The following is a 23,564-nucleotide window of genomic DNA, read 5'->3' as shown; positions in this document are numbered from 1 at the left end:
CCTCCGGGAGAAGATTAATGGCGCAACAGCAGGCCCAGCAGCGGCGCGCGTCGATCCACGATGTGGCAAGCCAGGCGGGCGTGTCGGCGGCCACTGTTTCCAAGGTTCTTTCCGGCGTCACCACGGTAAAACCGGAAAACGCGCAGCGCGTCCTCGATGCCGTCGAGCTTCTGGGCTACCGCGTCGATCCGCTCGCCTCGGATATGCGCAGGGCCAAGCGTCGCATCATCGGCGCCATCATGCCGGAGTTCGAAAGCGAGTTCTTCGGCCAGATGGTGAGCGAGCTCGAAGGCCTCGCCGAGCAACGCGGCTATACGCTGGTCGCCGCCTCCAGCCGGGAATCGGAGCAACGTGAGAAGGAGATCCTCGCCCGCATGCATGACTGGCGCGTTGCCGGCGTCGTACTGGCGCCGGTGCGAAACGAGCACGGACCGGCGGCTGGTTTCATGAAAGCGAACGGCATGACAGGGGTGCTGATTGACCGCGTGCTTGCCGATGACGCCTTCGACACGGTTTCGGCCGACAGCGCTGCGGCAAGCGCCGAAGTGGCGCGCGCGCTGGTCAGCCAGGGCCATCGTCATGTTCTTGTGGTCGGTCTCGGCCAGCAGGCGGCGACCGTGCGCGCCCGGCTCGAAGGGTTTCGCAAGATGGCGCTTGAGCTTGCGCCCGACATCCGGATCGACGTCGTACTCTGCGAAAGCGATGTCGGGCCTTTGCGGACGCTGCTTCGCGATTATTTCAGCCAGCGGGAAGACGGCGGCGACAGGCCTACGGCGGTCTATTCGCTCTTCCTGAAGGGCACGCTGGTGGCGCTTTCGGAGTTTCGGCGGCGCGGCTGGCACTGCCCAAACGACATCTCGCTGGTCGGCTTCGACGACGCCGAATGGATGCAGGTGACGTGGCCGGCGATCGCCGCGGTGGTGCAGCCGGTGCGCGAGATCGCCGCCAACGCAATGGAGGTTTTGTTTCGCAGGATCGAAGGCGAGCGCGGCCCGCCGAGGGCGCGGCTCGAACCTTGCAAGGTGTTCATGCGGGAATCCGTTGGCTCGCCAGGCAGCGTCCCGCATTCCGGGGGAGGAGACCGACAATAACCCCCATGTCGACAACGGAAGAAGAGTGCCGGCCCTGGCCGAGGCATCCGGCGCAAACAAACGGAGGACGGAATGACATCGCTTTCCACAAAGATAAATCGATTTACTCTCGCGTTGGGCGTAGCGCTTACGTTTGCCGCGGTCGGCGCTGCTAAGGCCGAGGACGGCGAATATGGCGTGCTGATGAAGACCTTGGCCAATCCGTTCTGGGGCGCGATGGCGCAGGGCGTCGCCGACGGCGCCAAGGAGGCCGGCGTGAAATACTTCCAGCAGGCGGCCGAAAGCGACCAGGCGGCCGAGCCGCAGCTCAACCTCTGCAACACGATGCTCGAGCGCAAGCCGGTGGCGATGATCACCGCCGCCATCAACTCGACCAACCTCTTGCCCTGCCTGAAATCGGCGCAGGATGCCGGCATCAAGATCGTCGATCTCGACAACAATCTTGACCAGGCGGTTCTCGACAAGGAAGGCGTCAAGGTTACCTTCCATATCGGTTCCGACAACGTCGCCGCGGGTGCGCAAGGGGCCGAATATCTCGTCTCCAAGCTTGGCAAGGACGCCAAGGGTCCGGTGCTGGTGATCGAGGGTCTCTCAGGCAACATCACCGGCGAGAAGCGCGCCAAGGGCTTTGCCGACAAGCTCAAGGAACTGGCGCCGGGGCTCGAGGTGGTCGCCTCGCTGCCGGGCGATTGGGATCGCGGCAAGGCCGCCTCGATCGCCACCGACACACTGACGGCGCATCCCGATCTGGTTGCCATCTTCTGCGCCAACGACGGCATGGCGTTGGGCGCCGTTGAATCGGTCTACGCCGCCGGCAAAGGCGAGCAGGTGACGATCATCGGCGTGGACGGCAACATCGACGCGGTGAAGTCGATCAAGGAAGGCCGCCTGAACGCTTCCGTCGCGCAGCTTCCCTATCTCGTCGGCAAGCAGGCGGTCGAGAACGTCAAGAAGGCGCTGGCCGGCGAGAAGGTCGAGGAAAGCATCGCGGTGCCCACCCTGGTGCTGACCAAGGACGTGCTCGACGCCGGCAAGGAGCCGATGCTGCAATATGTGAAGTAGCAAGAGAAGGGACTAGGGGAGCAGGTCAGTAGGGGAGTAGGTCAGTAGTAGGGGGTAGGAGGAGGAAGGTTTGCACTTCCCAGACCCGGCTCTCTCCCGCTGACTTCCCTATTCCCCTAGTCCCCTACCCAGAAGGGTCAAAACATGGCTTCCGAAACGGCGCAGCCCGGGTTTTGGGCTCGGGTGCAGCGCGCATCCGTCGAGAGGCTCCACATCAGGCTGGAGTCGCTGCTGGTGCTTGTGCTGCTGAGCGCGGCGATGGCGATTCTGTCGCCTTTCTTCCTGTCGCTCAGCAATTTCCTCAACATCCTGCTCGCGACGTCGACGATCGGCGTGCTGGCGATCGCCGCGACCTTCGTCATCGGTTCAGGTGGGCTCGATCTGTCGCTGGGATCGGTCATGGGCCTTGCCGGCGTGGCGGGGGCCTTCGTCGCCGTCAACCTCGGCTGGCCGTCGGTGTTCGCGGTGATCGCCTGCATTCTGGCCGGAAGTATCGCCGGCTACATCAACGGCCAACTGGTCACCCGCGCCTTCGTGCCGGCCTTCATCGTAACGCTCGGCATGCTGGGCCTTGCGCGCGGGCTGGCGCTCGTCATCTCGCAGGGCAGGGCGATCTACGGCCTGCCGCCGGAGATCGTCTATATCGGGCAAGGGAGGCCGCTCGGCATTCCGATGCCTGTCATCATCTTCGTGCTGACGGCGATCGTCGCGCATACGGTGCTTGCCTATACGCGCTTCGGCCGCCACACTTTGGCGCTCGGCGACAGCGAGGGCGCGGCGCGCGCAGCCGGCATCCGCGTCGAGCAGCATCGCCGCATCATCTACACGCTCTCCGGCGCGCTTGCCGGGCTTGCCGGTCTCTTGTTCACCGCCCGCGTCAATGCGGGCGACCCGACCGCCGGCATCAACTACGAACTCACCGCGATCACCGCGGCGATCATCGGCGGCACCAACCTGTTCGGCGGCCGTGCCTCGATCCTCGGCACCATGATCGGCGCTCTGATCATGGGCGTGCTGCAGAACGGGCTGACGCTGCTTGCCGTGCAATCCTATTACCAGCAGATGGCGATCGGCGCGGTTCTCATCCTCGCGGTCTTCATCGACCAGTATCAGGTGCGGAAGGAGTCGCGCGTATGACCCTGCTTTCGCTCCACAAGATCCGCAAAAGCTTCGGGGCGGTCGACGTGCTGCATGGCGTCGACCTGTCGGTCGCGGCCGGCGAGGTGGTCGGGCTGGTCGGCGACAACGGCGCCGGCAAGTCGACGCTGATGAAGACCATCACCGGCATCTACCGCGCCGACACCGGCTCGATCGAGTTCGACGGCAAGGACATCCTCGCTCTCGATCCCGGCCAGCGGCGCCGGCTCGGCATCGAGATGATCTACCAGGATCTGTCCTTGGCCAAGCAGCAGGACGTGGCCTCCAACATCTTCCTTGGCCGAGAGCCGACGAAAAGGCTGCTCGGCCTCTTCCCCGGCTTTGTCGACAAGACCGAGATGGATCGGCAGGCGGCGCGGATGATCGAGCGGCTCGGGGCGCACCTGCCGTCGATCAGTCGTTCCGTCGGCTCCTTCTCCGGCGGCCAGCAGCAGACGGTGGCGATCGCGCGGGCGCTCACCTTCAACCCGAAGCTCGTCATCATGGACGAGCCGACGGCGGCGCTCGCCGTGCGCGAGGTGCAGAGCGTGCTCGATCTCATCCGGCGGCTGAAGTCTGAAGGCATCGCCGTCATTTTGATCTCGCACCGGCTGAACGACGTGCTGTCGGTCACCGATCGCATCGTCGTGCTGCGCCACGGCAGGGCGGATGCCGATCTCGTCACCGCCAAAACCAACATGAACGAAGTCGTCAGCCGCATCGTCGGCGGCGGCGATACGGCCGCCGCGGCGGCGCACGAGCAACGAGGCTGATATGAATGTTTTCGGACTGCACACTTTCGCCATCGCCCCGGTCTGGGATCTGGCCCGCATCGAGCCGCAGATGGACCGGCTGAAGGAGCTCGGCATCGGCCTCATGGAAATCCCGCTGCTCAGACCCGAGGAGATCGACACCAAGCGCACGCGCGGTTTTGCAAACCATTATGGCGTGCAGCTCATTCCCTCGCTCGGCTTGCCGCGCGCGCTCGACGTGGTGGAGCGGCCGGAAGAGGCGCTCGACTTCCTGCAGCCGGCCTTCAACGTTTGCAACGAGGTGGGCGCCGAGGCGCTCGGCGGCGTCACCTATGGAACGATCGGCAAGACCACCGGCCGGGCGCCGACGCAGCGGGAGATCGACGGCATGTGCCGCTTCCTCGAAAGGGCGGCAAAGTCGGCGAAGGCCCGCAGCCTGAAGCTCGGCATCGAACCCTGCAACCGCTACGAGACGCATCTGATCAACCGCGGCGTCGACGCGGCGCGCATCATCGAGCGCATCGGCGCCGACAACATCTTCATACATCTCGACACCTACCACATGCATATCGAGGAAGAGAGCTTCGCGGCCGGCTTCGAGGCGGCGGCGCCCTTCCTCGGCTATGTCCATGTGTCGGAGGCCAATCGCGGCGTGCCGGGGCGCGGCATGCTGAACTGGGCAGCCTGCATGAAGGCGATCGCCGACATCGGCTATGCGGGCCCGATCACGCTCGAAAGCATGAACCATGTCGACGTCGACATCGCCGGCGGGCTCGCGGTATGGCGTCCGGTGGCGGAAGACCCGCGCGACGTCATCGAGGTGGGGCTGCCCTTCCTGCGCGACGAAGCGAAGAAGGCGGGGCTGACACTCGGGTAACGAAGCTACTTGCCCCGGCGCGTCAGCCAGCGGCGACGCGCCTCCTGCTGTTCGGCGAGTTCGGCCTCGTCCCAGTAGCCGATGAGCACGCCGGAGCCGATGATCGGGTCGAAATGCCCGACCTTGTCGTCGATCTCCGTCAGCCACTCGTTGGGGACGGTAATGCGGTTGTTGGGCAGCGCCAGCCAGCGCATCAGCATTTTGCGCAGCCGCTCGATATCGCCGGCGGCCGACGGCTCGCGGCCGAGGTCGCGCAATTCGCCGGGGTCGTTCTGGAGATCGAAGAACATCGGCTCGACACCTTCACCATGGACGAGTTTGAAGCGGCCGTCGGTGATCATGTAGAGCTTGCAGCCCGAAACCGGCATGACGAGCTTCAGCCGCGCCGCATCGCCGCTGTAGTCATATTCGCTGACGGCATAGTTGCGCAGGCTCTTCCGCTCACCCGAAGTCAGCGACAGCAGCGAGCGGCCTTCGAGGACATGCGGCTTGGGCCTGCCGCCGAAATAATCGAGAAAGGTGGGCGCGAGATCGATCATCTCGACCAGCGCGTCCGACGTGGTTCCTCTTGTGACGTCGGCTTCCGGACGAGGATCGTAGACGATCATCGGCACCTTCACCGCGACGTCGTGGAACAGGTATTTCTCGCCGAGCCAATGGTCGCCGAGATAGTCGCCGTGGTCAGAAGTGAAGACGACAAGCGTGTTCTTGAATAGGCCGCGCTTCTCCATGAAGTCGAACAAATGGCCGAGCTGATCGTCGATCTGCTTGATCAGGCCCATGTAGCAGGGAACGACCGTTTCGCGGACCTCATCGCGCGCGAAGTTCTTCGAGTACCGCTCCTGCTGGAAGGCCTCGAAGATCGGGTTTGGCGAGACGCGCTCGGCTTCGCTGCGAACGGGCGGCTGGATGTCCGCCTTGCCGTACATGGCGTGGTAGGGCGCGGGCACGATATAGGGCCAGTGCGGCTTGATGTAGGAAAGATGCGCGCACCAGGCTTCGCCCTTGGCCTCGGCGTCCTCAATGAAGCGCATGGCACGGCGCGTCATGTAAGGCGTCTCGGAATGCTCCTCCGGAATGCGCGCCGCCTTGTCGGCATGGACGAGCAGCCAGCCGTTGAAATTCTCGCCATTCTCGCCTTCGCCGGAATTCGCCCAATGCTCCCAAGGATTTTCGGCCTCGAAGCCGTGCTGGCGCAGATAGGTGTCGTAGACCGGATCGGGGTCGTAGCTGGTCGAGGGGTGCAGGCCGTCATCGCGCTCGAACGGCTCGAAGCCGCATTCCGCGACACGCACGCCGATGACGGAATCCTTGGCGATGCCGAGGCGCTCCATGCCTTCCTCGTCGGCCTTCATATGTGTCTTGCCGATGAGCGCACAACGCACGCCGACCTCGCGCAGATGGTCGCCCAGCGTCGGCTCGTCGACCCTGAGCGGCACGCCATTATGCGTCGAGCCGTGCGAGCGGACGTAGCGGCCGGTATAGGCGCTCATGCGCGAGGGGCCGCAGACCGTCGATTGCACATAGGCTTTGGTGAAACGCACGCCGCGGCTGGCGAGCCGGTCGATGTTCGGCGTCGTCAGCCTCTTGTGCCCGGCGCAGCTCAGATAATCGAACCGCAGCTGGTCGCACATGATGAAAAGGACGTTGCGTTTCGAGGTCATTGCTGCCCGTCGGAATGGTTCTCGAACCCGGTAATGCCAGAACAATCAGCGCATGCCAACCAGGGCAACCAGCCTGCACAGCTCACCAGAGAACTTTACAAAATCATTTTTTCATGTGAAGTCTCAGGCATCCCAAGGATTCCAAATGACATCCCACCGTTTTGCCACCCGTCTCAATTCCTTCGCCTCGCGGCCTGAGGCGGAGTGGGCCGGGCTTACCGGGAAGCCCTCGGTGCTGCAGATGGCGGCGCGGGCGGCTAAGGTCGAGGGGCTCACCGATCTCGACCTCAACTTTCCCGACCATATCGGTGAAAACCCCAGGGAAATCGCACGGAGGCTTGGTGATCTCGGGCTTTCCATCAATGCCTTCGCGATGCGCTACTATTCCAATCCCGCCTTCAAGCTCGGCGCGTTCACCAATCCCGATCCGGCAGTGCGGCGTGAAGCCATCGACCTCACCAAGGCTGGCATCAATGCGACGCGAGAGGCGGGCGCCGGTCTCATGACGTTGTGGCTGGGGCAGGATGGTTTCGACTACGCTTTCCAAGCCGACTACGCGACACTTTGGCAACACGAAATCGACGGTATTCGTGAAGTTGCGTCGCATGACCCCGATTGCGCCATCAGCCTCGAATATAAGCCGAACGAGCCGCGTTCTTATTCGCTGATGCCGGATGCCGCGACCACGTTGCTGGCGATCCGCGAGGCCGGCCTGCCCAATCTCGGCGTCACCCTCGACTTCGCGCATGTTCTTTATGCCGACGAGCAACCGGCCTTTGCCGCCGCTCTTGTCGCCCGTCACAGCAGGTTGCTCGGCGTTCATCTCAACGATGGCTACGCCAAGCGCGACGACGGCCTGATGGTCGGCGCCGTGCACACGCTGCAGACCATCGAACTGCTGCGCCAGATACGCAGGGACGGCTACGCCGGTGCCATCTATTTCGACACCTTTCCCGACATGACCGGTCTCGACCCGGTGCGCGAATGCGAGGTCAACATCATGACCGTCAAGCGCATGTTGCGGGTCGTCGAGCGGCTGGAGCGGGACAATCGGTTGGCGGCTGCCCTCGATGGGCAGGACGCGGTTGCCTCGCAGGCTGTCGTCCAGGAAATCCTGCTCGGAGCAAATGCAGGATGACGTCCGCGGATCTCCGGGCCGTGGGGCCGCGCATCCGCATGATGATGCCGCATCTGACACCGCTGGAGGCAAAGGTGGTGGAAACCGTGTTCGGCCGCCGCGGTTTCGACGAGACGATCTCTTTGAAGGAGATCGCTGAAGAGGCCGGCGTCTCCGAGGCGATGGTGGTGAAGATCGCCAAGAAGCTGGGCTTCTCCGGCTATCGCGACTTCCGGACGGCAGTCTGCGAATACAGCCGCTCGCCGACCGCCGAGATGCACCGGGAACTCTCCGTCGACGACAGTTCGGCCGAGATCGCGCAAAAGGTCTTCCGCACTTCGATACAGGCGCTGGAGGAAACGCTGGCGATCCTTGACATCGGCCATTTCGACCGGGCCGCCGACCTCATCTATCGATCCAGAAATCGCGACTTCTATGGCGTCGGCGGTTCGGCTCAGATTGCCCGGGATGTCTCGCACAAGTTCCTGCGGATCGGCATCCGCGCGGCGGTTTACGACGATTCCCACATGATGCTCATGTCGGCCTCGCTCCTCGGCGCCGAAGACATTGCCGTCGGCTTTTCCCATTCCGGCAACAGCAGCGCGGTGATTGATGCCGTTCAGCTCGCCAAGAAGAACGGCGCCCGCACGCTTGCCGTAACCAACTACGCCAACTCGCCGCTGGCAGCCGAGGCGGATGTCGTGCTCTGCTCGACCGCGCGGGGGTCGCCGCTGATGGGCGAGAATGCGGCCGCCCGTATCGCCCAGCTCAACATCCTGGATGCGCTGTTCGTCGCGGTGGCGCAGCGCGACTACCAGGCGGCGGAGCACAATCTCGGCCGCACCATGTCGGCAGTGACGTCGAAACGGCGAGACAAGTACAGATGAAAGATCGTCGCGGATGAGCGTTGCTTCAGCGGGGCTGGTGGCCGTGTTCGGCAGCCTGCATTACGACATCCTGGTCGACGCACCGGATCGTCCGCGCAAGGGCGAGACGGTGACCGGTTTCGGCTGGCAGCCGAAATGCGGCGGCAAGGGCGGCAATCAGGCCCTGTCGGCGGCGCGCGCGGGGGCGAGGTCGGCGATGATCGGCGCCGTCGGCGACGACGATTTCGGCCGCGCGCTGCTCGCCAATCTCAGCCGCAGCAATGTCGAGCACCGCTTCGTGCGAACAGAACCGGGAACCCGATCAGGCATGAGCGTGGCCATCTTCGACGCCGATGGCGACTACGGCGCGGTGATCGTTTCCGGCAGCAATCTGACACTCGGCGAAAAGGATGTCGCGGGGGCGGCCGGTCTGCTCGCGCAGGCTGAGGTGCTGTTGCTGCAGAACGAAGTGCCGGAAATCGCCAACATCGCTGCCGCGCGCGCGGCGAAGGCTGCCGGCTGCTGCGTCGTGCTCAACGCGGCGCCGGCCCGGCCGCTGCCCGCCGAACTCACCGGGCTCGTCGATATCGTGATCACCAACGCTCTAGAGGCGGAGTTCCTGGCCGGCATTCCGGTCGTCGACACGCTAGAAGGCGCAGCTGAGGCAGCGCGGCAGCTGGCAATCGTCTATCCGGCGGCAATCGTCACCGCCGGCGGCGATGGCGTCGCCTATCACGACCGCGATGGCCGCGCCTTTGCGCTCGCTGCCATTCCAGTGAAGGTGGTCAGCACCCATGGCGCCGGTGATGAATTCGTCGGTGCCTTTGCGGCTGCGCTTGCTCGCGGTGAGCCCACCGAGGCCGCCATCGCCGCCGCGAATGCCGCCGCCGCCCTGCTGGTCTCGACGCCGGAGGCGGATCGCCAGACGCCCCCTCAAAAGGGCGTGCACCGTCCAGAGTAGCCCTCGGTTACCGATCTAGACAACTGGTGCAATGTTGGTTTGGAGGATCGAGATCGTGCCATTCGTCAGTATCGGCGGCATTACGTTGCACCATCGCCTTATCGCCGGGACGGCTGCTGCGCGCCCGATCATCTTCATCAATTCGCTCGGCACCGACTTGCGGATCTGGGACGATGTCGTCGCACGGCTTGCCGGTGAGATGCCGATGCTTGTCTATGACAAGCGCGGCCACGGACTTTCCGACATCGGCAGCGGCGTGCGCTCGATCGACGACCATGTCGACGATCTGAGCGCGCTCATCGACTGCTTCGGCTTCCAGAAGGTCGTGCTTTTTGGCCTGTCGGCCGGCGGCATGGTCGCGCAGGGGTTCTATGCACGGCGGCCCGAACTCGTCGAAGCGCTGATCCTCAGCGACACCGCGCACAAAATAGGTACCGCCGAGAGCTGGAACAGCCGCATCGCGACGGTCGAGCGTGACGGCATCGAGGTGATTGCCGATGGCATCATGAAGGTGTGGTTCACGCCGGATTTTCATGCCAACCGCGCCGCAGAGCTTGCTGGTTGCCGCAACATGCTGACCAGGCAGGCGCTGCCGGGTTACATCGGCACGTGCATGGCGGTTCGCGATGCGGATTTCACCGACAGCGCGCGCCGCATCGCGGTGCCGACGCTCTGCATCGTCGGCGACCAGGACGGCTCGACGCCGCCCGATCTCGTGCGCTCGCTTACCGACCTGATCCCCGGCGCGCGCTTCGAGCTGATCCGCGGCGCCGGGCACATTCCCTGCATCGAGCAGCCCGACGCGCTCGTCGCCCTGATCCGCGCCTTCGTCGCGTCGTTGCCTGAGGGGAAGCCTCTCCATGGACGATGACGCAAACAATGCCAACCGATACCGGACCGGGCTCGAGGGCGACGCCATCGCATCGATTGAGAGGCGGTGCGCTTCTCCTGGTGGATGACGACGATCCTCCACCGCTTCCCCGAGGCGGGTGAGTTCGGTCAGCGCATCCAGGAAGCCGAGCTCAATTATCTCGTACACTCCATTGCCGCCTCGACCGCGCTGGCGGAGAACTATGTCGGCCTGCCTTACTGAGCGGGCCGAGCCGTCAGACCCGTTCCAGTGCAATCGCAATGCCCTGGCCAACGCCGATGCACATGGTGGCCAAAGCGCAGCGTCCGCCGCGCTCGCGCAGCTCCAGCGCCGCCGTGCCGGTGATGCGCGCGCCCGACATGCCAAGCGGATGACCGAGCGCAATGGCGCCGCCGTTGGGGTTCACATGCTTCGCCTGCTCGGAAATTCCGAGTTCACGCAGCACGGCAATGCCTTGCGAGGCGAAGGCTTCGTTCAACTCGACGACGTCGAATTGGTCAGGCCTCAAGCCGAGACGGGCGCAGAGCTTTTTGGTTGCCGGCGCGGGACCGATACCCATGATGCGCGGCGCGACGCCGGCAACAGCACCGCCGAGAATGCGGGCGATCGGCGTCAGGCCATGTTTCCTGGCCGCCGCTTCCGAGGCGATGATCAGCGCAGCAGCACCATCATTGACGCCGGAAGCATTGCCGGCAGTCACGGTGCCGCCCTCGCGGAACGGCGTCGGCAGCTTGGCCAGGGCCTCGATGGTCGTGCCGGCGCGGGGATGCTCGTCCTTCGAGACGACGATTGGCTCGCCCTTTTTCTGCGGGATCGCCACCGGCGTGATCTCCTTCGCCAGCCGGCCATTGGCCTGCGCCGCAACAGCCCTGTCCTGGCTGCGCACGGCAAAGGCGTCCTGGTCGGCTCTGCTGACCGAAAACTCCTCGGCGACGTTCTCGCCGGTCTCCGGCATGGAATCGACGCCGTACTGCTTCTTCATCAGCGGGTTGACGAAGCGCCAGCCGATGGTGGTGTCGTAGATCTCGGCATTGCGCGAGAAGGCGGTGTCGGCCTTCGGCATGACGAAGGGCGCGCGGCTCATCGATTCCACCCCGCCGGCAATCATCAGCTCGGCCTCGCCGGCCCTGATGGCCCGGGCGGCGATGGTGACGGCATCCATGCCCGAGCCACAGAGCCGATTGATCGTGGAGCCCGGAATGTCCTGGGGAAGGCCGGCCAGCAGCAACGCCATCCGCGCCACGTTGCGGTTGTCCTCGCCGGCCTGGTTGGCGCAGCCAAAGACGACGTCGTCGACCGCGGCCCAGTCGACGCCCAGGTTGCGCTCGACCAACGCCTTCAGCGGAATGGCGGCGAGATCGTCGGCTCGCACCGAGGATAGCGCGCCGCCGAAACGGCCGATCGGCGTGCGGATGTAGTCGCAGATGAAGGCATCAGTCATTATGCAGCTTTCCCTTTGGCGGTACCCGCATGCGCGGCCTTGCTGCGCGCCTGCAAATCGCGCAATGTCTTCAGCTCGAGTTCCGTCGGCGCCGGCGTCTCGTCAAGCGCCTCGGCAAACTTTGCTTCCCAGCCACAGGTCGCCTGCACCTCTTCGCGGGTGACGCCGGGATGCAGCGACACGACGGTGAATTCCTTGGTGACACGGTCCGGCTTCCAGACGGCGAGGTCGGTGATCAGCAAGGTCGGACCGGCGGTGTCGATGCCGAGCCGCTTGCGGTGGTCACCGCCTTCGCCATGGCCGAAGGAGGTGAAGAAGTCGATCTTTTCGACCATGCCGCGCTTCGACTGCGCCATGGTGATGTAGACCTCTCGCGAGGAGGTGGCGATTTCCGGCGCGCCGCCGCCGCCGGGCAGCCGCGTCTTGGGATGCGCATAGTCGCCGATGACCGTAGTGTTGATGTTGCCGAATTTGTCGAGCTGGGCGGCGCCAAGGAAGCCTATCGAGATGCGGCCGCCTTGCAGCCAATAGCGGAACATCTCCGGCACCGCGACGGTGGTGACCGCCGTCTCGCACAATTCGCCGTCGCCGATCGACAGCGGCAAAACGTGGGGCGCGGTGCCGATGGTGCCGCTCTCGTAGATCAGTGTGATGTCGGGCGCATGCGTCAGCCGCGCGACATTGCAGGCGGCCGACGGCGCCCCGATGCCGACAAAGCAGACATCGTCGTTCTTCAGCGCACGGCTGGCGGCGATCGTCATCATCTCGCTGGGGGTGAAGCCCAGATCATTCTCGCTCATGCGGCTTTCCTCAGATGCTCGACGCGAGCCGCGAAGTCGTCTGCGCTGCTCTCGATGACGTTCTTCTGCATCCATGCCTGGAAGCGGTCGCGGTCGGCGGCGATCTCGTCCCATTCGAGATAGGCGGAGTTGTCGCGCTCGTAATAGCCATGCGTGTAGGAGGGATGGGAGCCGCCCGGCACGATCGAGATTGCCGCGATCGTCCAATTCGGCAGCACGGTGAGATTGGGATGCAGATCGTCGAAACTGTCGACCACTTCTTCGACCGTCACCACGGCGCGTTTGGCCGCGAGCACGGCCTCCTTCTGGATGCCGATGATGCCCTCGACCAGCACATTGCCTTTGCGGTCGGCCTTCTGCGCGTGGATGAAGGCGACGTCGGGCCGGATCGCCGGAACGGCGGCTAGCACCTCGCCGGTAAACGGGCAGGTTATGGACTTGATGTTTGCATTGATGGCGGCAAGGCCTGCGCCGCGATAGCCGCGGAACACCGCGCAGGGCAGGCCGGCGGCACCCGCCTCATAGGCGTTGGCCATGCCGGCGTGGCTGTGCTCCTCGACCTCGATCGGCCGTGGAAAGCCGTTCTCGATGGCGTCGCGAACGCGCCTGAGCAGGCCGACGCCGGGATTGCCGAGATAGGAGAAGACGATCTTCTTGGCCATGCCCATGCCGATCATCTGATCGTAGATCAGGTCGGGTGTCATGCGGATCAGCGTCAGGTCGCGAAAGCACTGGCGGATTGCCTCATGGGCCGCGGCGGTCGGGATCAAATGGGTGAAGCCCTCGAAGGCGACCGTATCGCCATCGTGCAGAGTCTCCGCAACGGCCTTTTTCAGCGGCAGGAACTTGACCATCGTCCATTGCTCCGGAGATTAGAAGGTTCGTATCGGAGCATATGAGAGCGCCCCTCTCGCGTCACTATGAGGATGCCTGCAGGCAAACGAGGTGCAGCGCAAAACAATCGGGACATGCGGGACTTGGCCGTTGACGCTTTGTCTCACATACGCTAATGAACAGGATTATACAGGTTCATTGAACAGGTATCCATATGGCCCGCCGCGCGACGCAACTCACTCCCGGCACGGGCAAGCCCGAGCAGATCGCGACGGTTCTGGAGCACGAGATCCGCTCAGGCGTGCTCGGCTTTGGCGAACGCCTGCAGAGCGAGAACGAGCTCGTCCAGCGCTTCTCGGTCAGCCGCAACACGGTTCGCAAAGGGCTGGAAGAGCTTTCAAGCCGCGGCCTCATCACCACCAAGGTCGGCATCGGGTCCTTCGTCACTTTCGACGGCATGCCGGTCGATGACGCGATCGGCTGGTCGCGCGCGCTCGCCAATGCGGGCGCCAATGCCGAAACCCGGACGCTTAGGCTCGAGATCATCGAAGATGCCGAGCTCGCGGCAAAGCTCGGTGTCGAGAGCTCGTCTTTCATCGCCGTCGATCGCGTCCGTACCAATGCCGATGACGGCCATGCGATCTCGATCGAACGCAGCCGCCTGCCACTGTCGCCCGAGCTGGAAGACGTGCCGCTGCGCGGGCTTCGCGAAGGCTCGCTGCACCAGACGCTGCGCGGGGCAGGGCTGGTGTCCGACCATGGCGAGGAGTGGGTCGACATCGAGATGCTCAGCGCTGCTGATGCCGCCATCCTCGATTGCGCGCCGGGCACGCCGTTCCTCAGGACGCGGCGGCTGACGCGCGCCGCCGACGGCCGCGCCATCGAATTCGTCACCAGCCTGCTCAACCCGGCGCATTTCGCGCTGCATCTGGAGTTCTGAGCATGGCGGCCGACGCGATCGACCGGGCGATGGGCGCGCTGATCGGCGGCGCGCTTGGCGATGCGCTGGGCATGCCGACACAGCTTCTGTCGCCCGCCCGCATCGCCGAGCTCTATGGCCATGTCGAGGGTTTCGTTGCGCCCGCCGTCGACCATCCGGTGTCGAAGGGGCTGCCGACAGGTGCCATCACCGACGACACCGAGCAGGCCCTGCTGCTCGGCCGCATCCTGGTCAGCTCCGGGAATCGCTTCGACCATGCGCGATGGGTCAACGCGCTGCTCGACTGGGAGCGCGACGTCAAGGCGCGTGGCAGTTACGACCTGCTTGGACCGTCGACCAAGCGGGCCATCGACGCCATCAATAACGGCGTGCCGGCGGAAGAAGCGGGGCGAACTGGCGACACCAACGGCGCCGCGATGCGGATTGCGCCGGTCGGCATTATGATCCGCCCGGAGCCGCTCGATGCCCTGGTTGCGAAAGTCGCGGAAACCTGCCGGGCTACGCACAATACGTCGATTGCGATTGCCTCCGCAGCCGCAGTTGCTGCCGCGGTCAGTCTCGGTGTTTCGGGCGCCGACTGGCGCGCTGCTTCCGGCCATGCCGTCGCGGCGGCAAAGCTTGGTGCCGCGCTCGGTCACTGGGTCACCGGCGGCGACATCGCCGAACGCATCCTCTGGGCGCAGGAACTTGTGCGCGGGAAGGGCGACAAAGAGGCGATCCGGTTGATCGTTGACCTGATCGGCACGGGGGTCGCCAGCCAGGAGTCGATTCCTGCAGCATTCGCCGTGCTGGAGGTTGCCAACGGGGATGCGTGGCGAGCGGCAGTGATCAGCGCCAATCTCGGTGGCGACACCGACACCATAGGCGCCATCGCCGCCGGCATGGCGGGCGCCTGTTCGGGCCTGTCGGGCCTGCCGCAAGATCAAATCGCGGGACTGAAGGGCATCGATCTCGCGGAGGTCGAGCCTTTGGCCAATGATCTTGTCGCGGCGCGCATGGCGAAGGCCCGTGGCGGCAAGGAGGACGCCGCATGAGCGGGCGCCTCGTTCATGTCGGCAGCGCGGTGGTCGACTATGTCTATCGCATCGACGCTCTTCCGGCGGCGGGCAGCGAAAAGACCGCGACGAGCTATTCGCGCGTCGCCGGCGGCGGCTTCAACATGATGGTCGCGGCGAGCCGCACCGGCATGAAGGTGGTGTTCGGCGGAAAGCTTGGCATGGGGGCAGACGGCGACTTCCTGCGCGCGGCTTTCGCCGCTGAAGGCATCGAGACGCTGACGCCGCCGTCACCCTTGATGGACAGCGGCAATTGCGTCGCCATGATCAGCAGCGATGCGGAACGTACCTTCGTCTCATGGCCGGGCGCAGAGAGCGTGCTGACACCGGACATGATGGCGCCCGTCCAAGTCATTCCGGGCGATTGGGTTTTCACCTCCGGCTATACGTTGAGCTACCCTGGCAGCCGCGAAGCGCTCGCCGCCTGGATCGACGCGCTGCCGGAGGAAGTTCCCGTGGTCTTCGATCCGACGCCTGTGATCGCGGAGATTCCGCGCCCGATCTTGGAAAGGGTGCTTGCCCGCACCGCTTGGCTGAGCTGCAACGCCGACGAGGCCGCCGCAATAGCCGGCCGTGGCGACGCGCAGACCGTCGCGATCCGGCTTCTGGCCGAACACTGCCCGAAAGCCGCGGGCGTCGTGATCCGCGCCGGCGCGCATGGCTGCCTTGTGCGGCTGGCAGAAGGCGGCACGCACGCGATCCCCGGCTTCGCGGTCAGCGCCGTCGACACCAATGGTGCCGGCGATACGCATATCGGCGCCTTCGTCAGCGCATTGTCGCGCGGCCTGTCGCCCTGCGAAGCGGCGCGCTACGCGAACGCCGCGGCGGCCGTTTCCGTCACCCGTCATGGCGGCTCGTCCGCGCCGACCGACAGTGAGATCCAGGAATTCCTAAGCCATCACGATCAAGGAACGATAGCGCATGGCCGGGAGGACGCGACTGTAACTTAACAAGCCCATCAACCGGGCCAACAATGAGAGGAAAAAACATGCGCATGCCCAGACTCACCGCTTTTCTGACGGCGACCGCCGTTTTCGTCTCAGCATTCACGTTTGCCGCCCAGGCCGCCGAGGAAGTGCATGTGCTCAACTGGAAGGGCTACGGCGCCGACGAGCCATGGGCGGTCGCCAACTTCGAGAAGGCGACCGGCTACAAGGTCGTCAATGACTTCTTCAACTCCGAACAGGAGATGCTGACCAAGCTGAGGACCAATCCCGGCCTCTACGACGTCGTCATGATCAACGCCGCCTTCAACGACCAGGCGATGGCCGGCAAGCTGATCCAGCCGATCGATACGTCGAAGCTCTCGAACTATGCCGATATCGCCAAGGACAAGGCCGGCTCGCCGATGCTGAACCATGACGGCAAGGTCTATGGCGTGCCGTGGGTGTGGGGCCTGACCGCTCTAGCCATCAACGAGAAGTCGTTCGACAAGCCGCCGACGAGCATCGCCGAGATGTGGGATCCGGCACATAAGGGGCGCGTCATCATCCGCGACGACGCCGTCGAGGCGGTGCAGTTCGGCGCCATCGCATCGGGGCAGAACATCAACGACATCAAGGATATGGGCGCGGTCAAGGCGAAGCTCACCTCGCTGATGCCGCAGATCAAGACCTTCTGGAGTTCGGAGAACGACTGGAACCAGATGGTTGCCTCCAACCAGATCGATATCGGCACCTACTGGAGCGGCTCCGCCGACCGCGCCAAGACGCATTTCAAGCTGCCGGTCTCGCTGGTCATCCCGCAGGAAGGGGCCGTCGCCTGGCTGGACGCCTTCTCCATCCCGGCCGGTTCCAAGAATGTCGCCGGCGCCGAGGCCTTCATCAACTACATGATCGACCCGAAATTCTATGTCGAATGGGTCACCAAGGTCGGCGCGCCGGTTTCGGCCAACACCAAGGCGGTCGAGGCGCTGCCCGAGGACGCCTTCAACCGAAAGGTCATGGGCAGCCCAGAGGTCGCCAAACGTATCCAGTTCCAGGCGCCGGTCACGGATGAGCAGCGCGAGAAATACCTGGCACTTTGGCAGGAGCTGAAGGTCAACGTGAAATAGTTGGCGTCTTACGGGGAGGAGAGGCATCATGGCTGAGCAGCTCGCGACCGGTTCGCGCCGCGGACTGCGGCCAGCCCTGCCGCTTCTGCTTCCCGCTTATCTATGGCTGACGGTGGCGATCTTTCTGCCGCTGTCAGCCATGGTGTTCTTCTCCTTCATGACCGACCTGCCAATGGCCGGGAAGGAGTGGTCGTTCACGCTCGGCAACTACGCCGCCTTCTTCTCGCAAAGCCTTTATCTGACGCTTCTTCTGGCCTCGCTGCGGCTCGGGCTCGAGGTCACGCTTTGGTGCGTCGTTATCGGCTATCCGGCGGCTTACGTGCTGGCGAAGGTTCTTAAAGGCCGCAGCCGCGAGGCGATCTTCCTGCTGGTCATCCTGCCTTTCTGGTCGAACGGGCTCGTGCGCATCTTCTCCTGGGCCATGGTGCTGCGTGAGGGCGGCATTCTCGACACCACGCTCAATGCCGTCTTGCCGTTCAAGATCAATATCGATCTCATGTATTCCTACCCGGCGGTCATCATCGGCCTGGTGCACTCCTACGTGCCCTATATGGTGCTGACCTGTTACCTCACGCTGCAGGCAATCGACGACTCGCTGATCGAGGCGGGTCGCTCGCTCGGGGCTTCGCGGCTGCAGGTGCTCAAGCGAGTGATCATCCCGCTGTCGATGCCCGGCCTCATCGCGGGTGCGGCGCTGATCTTCGTCCCGGTCGTGGGCTCTTTCATGGAGCCGCGCATCCTCGGCGGCCGCACCGGCACCTTCTACGGCACCGTCATCGAGGACCAGTTTGTTGCCGTCTTCAACTGGCCGCTGGGCGCGGCGCTCTCCTTCATCCTGCTTGCCGTCGTGCTGGTCATCTTGGCGCTCGCGGCACCGGTCTTGCGGAGGGCCGGCTGATGGCGACGACGCGCATTCTGGAGTGGGTCGGGCGCTTCTACATCTTCATGTTGCTCGGCTTCCTCTATCTGCCGATCATCATCATGGCGCTGATGTCGTTCAACGCCTCGCCTTTTTACCAGCTGCCGTTCGAGTGGACGACGGACTGGTATGCTTCGCTCGCGCAAAACGACCAGCTGATCGCGGCGACCTGGAACAGCATCGAGATCGCGATCATCACGACGATCCTTTCAACGCTGCTTGGTTCGATGGCGTCGCTAGCGCTCTATCGCTACGTATTCCGCGGCAAGAAATTCCTGCAGGCGCTGCTGTTTCCGCCGATCGCCATTCCGTGGCTTATTACCGGCACCGCGATGCTGATCTTCTTCTTCGGCATCGGCATCGGCCGCGGGCTCATCGCGATCCTGCTCGGCCATGTCGCGCTGGCGCTGCCCTACGTCATCGTCGTCGTGTCCGCCCGCCTGCAGACCTTCGCGCCGGAGCTGGAAGAAGCGGCGCGTTCGCTCGGCGCCAATCAGTGGCAGGTTACCGTGCGCGTAACTTTGCCCTGGATCATGCCTGGCGTGATCGCCGGCGGACTGTTCGCATTCGCTGTCTCCTTCGACCAGTTCGTGGTCTCGTATTTCCTGTCGACGCCAGGCCAGACGACGCTGCCGGTCGAAATCTACGCCGCGATCCGCAAGGGATTCACGCCCGAGATCAACGCGGTGTCGACCATCATCATCGTGGTGTCGATGGCGCTCATGCTGCTGACGGCGCGCTTCTTCAAATTCGGCGGAGAGAAATAATGGCCGGCGTCCAGGTATCGAACGTCTCCCGCAGTTTCGGCGCGCACAAGGCGCTGGACCATGTCTCGATCGACTTTCCGGACGGTGGCTTCTATGCGCTGCTCGGGCCTTCGGGCAGCGGCAAGACCACGCTGCTCAGGCAGATCGCCGGCTTCGACTTTCCCGATAGCGGACGCATCGCCATCGGCGGCGAAAGCGTCGAGCGCGTGCCGGTGGAAAGGCGCCGCATCGGCATGGTGTTCCAGAACTACGCGCTCTTTCCCAATATGAGCGTCGCCGACAATGTCGCTTTCGGCCTTTCGGTGCGCGGCGAGCCGAAGGCGACGGTCGCTACGGAAGTGCAGCGGGCGCTGGATCTCGTCCAACTCGGCAAGCTCGGCGGCCGGCGGCCGCACCAGCTCTCGGGCGGCCAGCGGCAGCGTGTGGCGCTGGCGCGCGCCATCGTCACCAAGCCGCGCGTGCTTTTGCTCGACGAGCCGCTCGGCGCGCTCGACAAGGCGCTGCGCGTTGACATGCAGATCGAGCTGAAGCGCATCCAGCGCGAGATCGGCATCACCACCATCTTCGTCACCCACGACCAGGAAGAGGCGCTGACGATGAGCGACCGCATCGGCATATTGCGCGACGGCCGACTGGTGCAGGAGGGGCCGCCCGAGGAGATCTACGACAGGCCGCAAAGCGAGTTCGCCGCGACCTTCCTCGGCGACGCCAACATCTTTCGCGGCGATGCGACCGGCAACGGCATCAGGCTGCCCGACGGTACAGCAATCGCCGCTGCGTCGGGTGCGTCTCTCTCGGCCGGCGCCAAGGCGAGCTGCGCCGTGCGGCCCGAGCGCATCCAGATTTCAACCGGCTCTGCAACGTCCGAGGCGGGATATGCCAACACGGTCAGGGGCCAGGTTTCAAAACGCATCTTCGCCGGCAACAACAGCACCTATTTCGTCGACCGCGATGGACAGACGGTGAAGGTCATTGTCCAGAACACCGGCGCCGAGCGGCTGGCCGAAGGCCAAGAAGTGATGCTCAGCTGGTCGCCGGAGAGCACGGTGCTGATCGCCGCGTAAGCCGGATCCACCGGTCCCTGATGGGAAATGATGGCGCGGCCCTTGGCTGACCGCCTGATCCTGGCGTTAAATCCAGTCCTCGACGGGAGGAATGGATGGCGAGCATGGATTTCGAGCCGGACGTGAAAGTCCGAGTCAAGGAGTACCGGATCGGCTGCATCGGCGCCGGCATGATCATGGCCGAGTGCCATCTCGCCGCCTACGCGCAAGCCGGCTTTCCGGTGGTGGCGATCGCCTCACGAACCAGGACGAATGCCGAAAAGGTCGCCGGCCGCTGGGGCATTCCGACCGTCTGCGATACGCCGGAGCGGCTGATCGAAGACAGCCGCGTCGAGATCGTCGACCTTGCCTTCCCGCCGGACCAGCAGCCCGCGCTGATCCGCCATGCACTGAACCAGCCGCACATCAAGGCGATTCTGGCGCAGAAGCCGCTGGCGCTCTCGGTCGAGGAAGCGGTGAAGCTGCGCGACGAGGCGGCGGCCTCCGGCAAGATCCTCTCGGTCAACCAGAACATGCGCTACGACCAGTCGATGCGCGTCTTGAAGCAGATCATCGATAGCGGCGCGCTGGGCGAGATCGTCTTCGCCGAGATCGACATGCATGCCATCCCGCACTGGCAAACCTTCCTCGCCGGATATGACCGGCTGACGCTCGCCAATATGAGTGTGCACCACCTCGACGTGCTGCGCTTCCTGTTCGGCGACCCTGACGAAATCACGACGCTGACGCGCAGGGATCCGCGCACCAAGTTCGAACATTCCGACGGCATCACCGTTTCGACGCTGCGCTTTCCCTCCGGCGTGCTCGCGGTGTCGCTGGAGGACGTCTGGTCCGGCCCGCGTCAGGAAGGCTATTCCGACGACCAGCATATCGACTGGCGCGTCGATGGCACCAAGGGTGTCGCCAAGGGCACGATCGGTTGGCCGAAGGGCGTCGCCTCGACGCTGACCTACGCCTCGACAGAGACGACCGGCGGCAAATGGGTCAGCCCGAGCTGGGAGACGATGTGGTTTCCGCATGCCTTCATCGGCGTCATGGAGCAGCTGCAATATGCGCTCAAGACCGGCACGCCGCCGGCGCTTTCCGTTGCCGACAACGTCAACACCATGGCGCTGGTGGAGGCCGGTTACCGGTCGATAGCAGAGGGCCGCACCGTCAGGCTGTCCGAAATCCCTGTCGACCGGGCGACTAAGAAACGGGGCAATTGAATCGCTTATCGGGAGGACTTCACCTCATGATGCAGGCAGGTATCTTCACAGGCTATTTTCCGTATGAGCTCGAGGAGGTCGCCAGGCGCATCCGGGCGCTCGATTTCAACACCGTGCAGCTCGACCTGCATTTCAAGGATATCGACCTCTCGGCCGGACAGATCACCAGGGACAAGGCGAGGCGGGTGCGCGATACGTTCCGCGACCACAACCTGCCGGTTTGCTGCGTGTCCGGCTACACGAACATCATCCACCCGGACAGGGCCGAGCGCGAGCGGCGGCTTGCCTATCTGAAGGAGATCATCCGGAACGCGCGCGATTTCGGCTCGCCTTACGTGATCTCGGAAACCGGCACCTACAACACCGAATCCGACTGGGTGCATCATCCGAAGAACAAGACCGAGGAAGGTTTTGAGGAGTGCCGCAAGGTGATCTCGGATCTTGCCCAGACCGCCTACGAGCACGGCGCGGTGTTCCTGCTCGAAACCTACGTCAACAACGTTGTCGGCTCGGTCGAGGAGACGGTCAGGATGTTCGCTCAGGTCGATCATCCCGGCCTCGGCCTGTTGATCGACCCGACGAACTATTTCGAGGCGCACAACATCGACCGCATGGATCAAGTGCTGAACCAGGTGTTCGACACGCTGACGGACAAGATCAAAATCGCGCATGCCAAGGACGTGAAGCGTTCGGGCGGCGACAAGACGGAGAAGCATGCCGATATCGGCGACGCGGAGGCGCATGAGGGGCTGACCTTCCGCGGCGTCGGCGAGATCGAACTGCCGGCGCCGGGGCTCGGCGTGCTGAATTACGATCTCTATCTCAAGCGTCTCAGCGAAAAGCACCCGAACATCCCGGTAATCATCGAGCATCTCGACGAGGAGGACGTGCCGCGCGCCAAGAAATTCCTCGACGGGAAATTCCGCGCCAACGGGCTTTAATGACGATGACGACCACCGGTACGAAGCGCGACTACAGCCTTGTCGGCGAGAGCACGCGGCTTGCGATAGAGACCGGACTTGCATCGGCCGAGTGGTACCACACCGACGTGCCGCGGAAGGTGATGAAGGAGCTGATGCAGCGTTGCGACGGGCCGGCGATCCGCGATAGCGTCATCTGGATCTCGGCGATCCTGGGCTCAGCCGCCGGCATTGTCTGGTTCTGGGGCACGTGGTGGGTCGTGTCATTCATGTTCGTCTATGGCGTGCTCTATGGCTCGTCGAGCGACTCGCGCTGGCACGAATGCGGGCACGGCACCGCGTTTCGCACGCGCTGGATGAACGATGTCGTTTATCACATCGCCTCGTTCATGCTGATGCGCAACCCGGTGCAGTGGCGCTGGAGCCATGCCCGTCACCACACCGACACGATCATTGTCGGCCGCGATGCCGAGATCGCCGTTATGCGGCCCCCGGACCTCATCAAAGCTGCGCTCGCCTTCACGGGCATTCTCGACTTCCGCTATTCGCTGCCCACGCTGGTGCGCCAGGCCTTCGGCAAGCTGTCGGACGACGAGAAGAGCTACATTCCGGAGATGGAGCAGCACAAGGCGGTGATCGCGGCGCGCTGGCACATCGCGGTATACGTCGCGACGATCGCTGTCGCGATCGCGCTTAGGTCATGGATACCGCTGGTGCTGATCGGCTTGCCGCGGCTCTACGGCACCTGGCACATGGTGACGACCGGCCTGCTGCAGCATATCGGGCTGGCCGACAACGTCACCGACCATCGGCTCAACACGCGCACGGTTTATATGAACCCGATCAGCCGGTTCATCTACTGGAACATGAACTACCATGTGGAGCATCACATGTTCCCGATGGTGCCCTATCATGCGCTGCCCAGGCTGCATGAGTTGATCAAGCACGATTTGCCGGAGCCGAGCCCGTCGATGTGGCATGCCTATCGCGAGGTCTGGCCGGTGCTGGTCAGGCAGCTGAAATACGAGGACTATTACCTCAAGCGCGAATTGCCGCCGACGGCCAAGCCTTACCGCGGCGATTCCACGATCTCGACATAACGGCTGCGGCTGCCGAATAAGGTCGGTGCGCGCGGCAGTTGTGCGAACCCAATCAGGAGAAGGAC

Annotated in this window: 22 protein-coding genes and 2 pseudogenes; 20 read left to right on the top strand and 4 right to left on the bottom strand. The window is 64.1% G+C overall.

Features of this window, described 5'->3' with window-relative positions; genetic code table 11:
* Positions 1-17: 17 nt before the first annotated feature.
* The 5 genes from P9230_RS04770 (at position 18) to P9230_RS04750 (ending at position 4,919) form a co-directional block, all read left to right on the top strand.
* A complete protein-coding gene (locus P9230_RS04770; RefSeq protein ID WP_127239830.1) occupies positions 18-1,091 on the top strand; it encodes a LacI family DNA-binding transcriptional regulator in 1,074 nt (357 codons plus the stop codon).
* Positions 1,092-1,163: 72 nt separating this feature from the next.
* Positions 1,164-2,153, top strand: a complete 990-nt coding sequence (locus tag P9230_RS04765; RefSeq protein WP_127323801.1) for a substrate-binding domain-containing protein — start codon at positions 1,164-1,166, stop codon at positions 2,151-2,153.
* 144 nt (positions 2,154-2,297) lie between these two features.
* Positions 2,298-3,290 carry an ABC transporter permease gene (locus P9230_RS04760; RefSeq protein ID WP_067328839.1) on the top strand — a complete coding sequence of 331 codons (993 nt, stop codon included), beginning with the start codon at positions 2,298-2,300 and terminating at the stop codon, positions 3,288-3,290.
* On the top strand, positions 3,287-4,063 hold the full coding sequence (locus tag P9230_RS04755) for an ATP-binding cassette domain-containing protein (RefSeq protein ID WP_066992195.1): 777 nt from the start codon (positions 3,287-3,289) through the stop codon (positions 4,061-4,063). Before P9230_RS04760 ends, P9230_RS04755 begins: the two co-directional genes overlap by 4 nt.
* Position 4,064: 1 nt before the next feature.
* Entirely contained in the window at positions 4,065-4,919 is an 855-nt protein-coding gene (locus tag P9230_RS04750; protein WP_127323800.1) for a sugar phosphate isomerase/epimerase family protein, read from the top strand.
* Between the two features lie 5 nt (positions 4,920-4,924).
* Here the strand turns inward: P9230_RS04750 and P9230_RS04745 are convergent, their stop codons facing one another.
* Entirely contained in the window at positions 4,925-6,583 is a 1,659-nt protein-coding gene (locus tag P9230_RS04745; protein WP_278117625.1) for a sulfatase-like hydrolase/transferase, read from the bottom strand.
* 145 nt (positions 6,584-6,728) lie between these two features.
* Between P9230_RS04745 and P9230_RS04740 the strand changes: the two genes are divergently transcribed.
* The 5 genes and pseudogenes from P9230_RS04740 to P9230_RS04720 form a co-directional block, all read left to right on the top strand.
* On the top strand, positions 6,729-7,721 hold the full coding sequence (locus tag P9230_RS04740) for a sugar phosphate isomerase/epimerase family protein (RefSeq protein ID WP_278117623.1): 993 nt from the start codon (positions 6,729-6,731) through the stop codon (positions 7,719-7,721).
* On the top strand, positions 7,718-8,587 hold the full coding sequence (locus tag P9230_RS04735; RefSeq protein ID WP_278117621.1) for a MurR/RpiR family transcriptional regulator: 870 nt from the start codon (positions 7,718-7,720) through the stop codon (positions 8,585-8,587). The genes P9230_RS04740 and P9230_RS04735 overlap by 4 nt, the downstream gene beginning before the upstream one ends.
* A gap of 13 nt (positions 8,588-8,600) precedes the next feature.
* Entirely contained in the window at positions 8,601-9,527 is a 927-nt protein-coding gene (locus tag P9230_RS04730; protein WP_278117619.1) for a PfkB family carbohydrate kinase, read from the top strand.
* A gap of 55 nt (positions 9,528-9,582) precedes the next feature.
* Positions 9,583-10,398 carry a 3-oxoadipate enol-lactonase gene (gene pcaD / locus P9230_RS04725; protein ID WP_278117617.1) on the top strand — a complete coding sequence of 272 codons (816 nt, stop codon included), beginning with the start codon at positions 9,583-9,585 and terminating at the stop codon, positions 10,396-10,398.
* Between the two features lie 63 nt (positions 10,399-10,461).
* Positions 10,462-10,620: pseudogene (locus P9230_RS04720) on the top strand (4-hydroxybenzoate 3-monooxygenase); the annotation flags it as partial.
* Positions 10,621-10,633: 13 nt separating this feature from the next.
* On the opposite strand, the gene pcaF reads toward P9230_RS04720, so the two are convergent.
* The 3 genes from pcaF to P9230_RS04705 are packed head-to-tail and all read right to left on the bottom strand — an operon-like array spanning position 10,634 to position 13,493.
* Entirely contained in the window at positions 10,634-11,839 is a 1,206-nt protein-coding gene (gene pcaF / locus P9230_RS04715) for a 3-oxoadipyl-CoA thiolase (protein WP_278117615.1), read from the bottom strand.
* Entirely contained in the window at positions 11,839-12,639 is an 801-nt protein-coding gene (locus tag P9230_RS04710) for a CoA-transferase subunit beta (protein WP_278117613.1), read from the bottom strand. The genes pcaF and P9230_RS04710 overlap by 1 nt, the downstream gene beginning before the upstream one ends.
* Complete coding sequence (locus tag P9230_RS04705; protein ID WP_127216185.1) at positions 12,636-13,493, bottom strand: CoA transferase subunit A; 858 nt, start codon at positions 13,491-13,493, stop codon at positions 12,636-12,638. Before P9230_RS04705 ends, P9230_RS04710 begins: the two co-directional genes overlap by 4 nt.
* Positions 13,494-13,687: 194 nt before the next feature.
* Here P9230_RS04705 and P9230_RS04700 point away from each other — a divergent pair, with 194 nt between their 5' ends.
* From P9230_RS04700 to P9230_RS04655, 10 genes and pseudogenes are all read left to right on the top strand, one after another.
* The gene (locus tag P9230_RS04700; protein ID WP_127216186.1) at positions 13,688-14,413 is read left to right on the top strand and encodes a GntR family transcriptional regulator; all 726 of its coding nucleotides are present in this window, start codon (positions 13,688-13,690) and stop codon (positions 14,411-14,413) included.
* A gap of 2 nt (positions 14,414-14,415) precedes the next feature.
* Positions 14,416-15,447 carry an ADP-ribosylglycohydrolase family protein gene (locus P9230_RS04695; protein ID WP_278117609.1) on the top strand — a complete coding sequence of 344 codons (1,032 nt, stop codon included), beginning with the start codon at positions 14,416-14,418 and terminating at the stop codon, positions 15,445-15,447.
* Positions 15,444-16,418 carry a PfkB family carbohydrate kinase gene (locus P9230_RS04690; RefSeq protein ID WP_278117607.1) on the top strand — a complete coding sequence of 325 codons (975 nt, stop codon included), beginning with the start codon at positions 15,444-15,446 and terminating at the stop codon, positions 16,416-16,418. Before P9230_RS04695 ends, P9230_RS04690 begins: the two co-directional genes overlap by 4 nt.
* Before the next feature lie 38 nt (positions 16,419-16,456).
* Entirely contained in the window at positions 16,457-17,521 is a 1,065-nt protein-coding gene (locus tag P9230_RS04685; RefSeq protein WP_066992230.1) for an ABC transporter substrate-binding protein, read from the top strand.
* Between the two features lie 28 nt (positions 17,522-17,549).
* On the top strand, positions 17,550-18,419 hold the full coding sequence (locus P9230_RS04680) for an ABC transporter permease (RefSeq protein ID WP_127217374.1): 870 nt from the start codon (positions 17,550-17,552) through the stop codon (positions 18,417-18,419).
* On the top strand, positions 18,419-19,207 hold the full coding sequence (locus P9230_RS04675; protein WP_278117604.1) for an ABC transporter permease: 789 nt from the start codon (positions 18,419-18,421) through the stop codon (positions 19,205-19,207). The genes P9230_RS04680 and P9230_RS04675 overlap by 1 nt, the downstream gene beginning before the upstream one ends.
* The gene (locus P9230_RS04670; protein ID WP_278117602.1) at positions 19,207-20,271 is read left to right on the top strand and encodes an ABC transporter ATP-binding protein; all 1,065 of its coding nucleotides are present in this window, start codon (positions 19,207-19,209) and stop codon (positions 20,269-20,271) included. The genes P9230_RS04675 and P9230_RS04670 overlap by 1 nt, the downstream gene beginning before the upstream one ends.
* Positions 20,272-20,366: 95 nt before the next feature.
* On the top strand, positions 20,367-21,479 hold the full coding sequence (locus P9230_RS04665) for a Gfo/Idh/MocA family oxidoreductase (protein WP_278054268.1): 1,113 nt from the start codon (positions 20,367-20,369) through the stop codon (positions 21,477-21,479).
* 26 nt (positions 21,480-21,505) lie between these two features.
* Positions 21,506-22,420, top strand: a complete 915-nt coding sequence (locus P9230_RS04660; protein WP_278087359.1) for a sugar phosphate isomerase/epimerase — start codon at positions 21,506-21,508, stop codon at positions 22,418-22,420.
* Positions 22,421-22,425: 5 nt separating this feature from the next.
* Positions 22,426-23,519, top strand: a pseudogene (locus tag P9230_RS04655) (fatty acid desaturase family protein).
* Positions 23,520-23,564: the final 45 nt, after the last annotated feature.

It is taken from the genome of Mesorhizobium sp. WSM4887 (genome assembly GCF_029625865.1).
Lineage (GTDB): Bacteria > Pseudomonadota > Alphaproteobacteria > Rhizobiales > Rhizobiaceae > Mesorhizobium.
The sequence above is the reverse complement of the archived record's forward strand: the minus strand, read 5'-3'. Positions and strand labels throughout refer to the sequence as shown.

Bases quoted from the DNA above. Each gene is read 5' to 3' on its own strand.
- P9230_RS04745 (WP_278117625.1), bottom strand. From the start codon at position 6,583: ATGACCTCGAAACGCAACGTCCTTTTCATCATGTGCGACCAGCTGCGG.
- P9230_RS04700 (WP_127216186.1), top strand. From the start codon at position 13,688: ATGGCCCGCCGCGCGACGCAACTCACTCCCGGCACGGGCAAGCCCGAG.
- P9230_RS04660 (WP_278087359.1), top strand. From the start codon at position 21,506: ATGATGCAGGCAGGTATCTTCACAGGCTATTTTCCGTATGAGCTCGAG.
- P9230_RS04760 (WP_067328839.1), top strand. From the start codon at position 2,298: ATGGCTTCCGAAACGGCGCAGCCCGGGTTTTGGGCTCGGGTGCAGCGC.
- P9230_RS04710 (WP_278117613.1), bottom strand. From the start codon at position 12,639: ATGAGCGAGAATGATCTGGGCTTCACCCCCAGCGAGATGATGACGATC.
- P9230_RS04740 (WP_278117623.1), top strand. From the start codon at position 6,729: ATGACATCCCACCGTTTTGCCACCCGTCTCAATTCCTTCGCCTCGCGG.
- P9230_RS04675 (WP_278117604.1), top strand. From the start codon at position 18,419: ATGGCGACGACGCGCATTCTGGAGTGGGTCGGGCGCTTCTACATCTTC.
- P9230_RS04670 (WP_278117602.1), top strand. From the start codon at position 19,207: ATGGCCGGCGTCCAGGTATCGAACGTCTCCCGCAGTTTCGGCGCGCAC.
- P9230_RS04695 (WP_278117609.1), top strand. From the start codon at position 14,416: ATGGCGGCCGACGCGATCGACCGGGCGATGGGCGCGCTGATCGGCGGC.
- P9230_RS04680 (WP_127217374.1), top strand. From the start codon at position 17,550: ATGGCTGAGCAGCTCGCGACCGGTTCGCGCCGCGGACTGCGGCCAGCC.
- P9230_RS04690 (WP_278117607.1), top strand. From the start codon at position 15,444: ATGAGCGGGCGCCTCGTTCATGTCGGCAGCGCGGTGGTCGACTATGTC.
- P9230_RS04705 (WP_127216185.1), bottom strand. From the start codon at position 13,493: ATGGTCAAGTTCCTGCCGCTGAAAAAGGCCGTTGCGGAGACTCTGCAC.
- P9230_RS04750 (WP_127323800.1), top strand. From the start codon at position 4,065: ATGAATGTTTTCGGACTGCACACTTTCGCCATCGCCCCGGTCTGGGAT.
- P9230_RS04730 (WP_278117619.1), top strand. From the start codon at position 8,601: ATGAGCGTTGCTTCAGCGGGGCTGGTGGCCGTGTTCGGCAGCCTGCAT.
- P9230_RS04755 (WP_066992195.1), top strand. From the start codon at position 3,287: ATGACCCTGCTTTCGCTCCACAAGATCCGCAAAAGCTTCGGGGCGGTC.
- pcaF (WP_278117615.1), bottom strand. From the start codon at position 11,839: ATGACTGATGCCTTCATCTGCGACTACATCCGCACGCCGATCGGCCGT.
- P9230_RS04770 (WP_127239830.1), top strand. From the start codon at position 18: ATGGCGCAACAGCAGGCCCAGCAGCGGCGCGCGTCGATCCACGATGTG.
- P9230_RS04735 (WP_278117621.1), top strand. From the start codon at position 7,718: ATGACGTCCGCGGATCTCCGGGCCGTGGGGCCGCGCATCCGCATGATG.
- P9230_RS04765 (WP_127323801.1), top strand. From the start codon at position 1,164: ATGACATCGCTTTCCACAAAGATAAATCGATTTACTCTCGCGTTGGGC.
- P9230_RS04665 (WP_278054268.1), top strand. From the start codon at position 20,367: ATGGCGAGCATGGATTTCGAGCCGGACGTGAAAGTCCGAGTCAAGGAG.
- P9230_RS04685 (WP_066992230.1), top strand. From the start codon at position 16,457: ATGCGCATGCCCAGACTCACCGCTTTTCTGACGGCGACCGCCGTTTTC.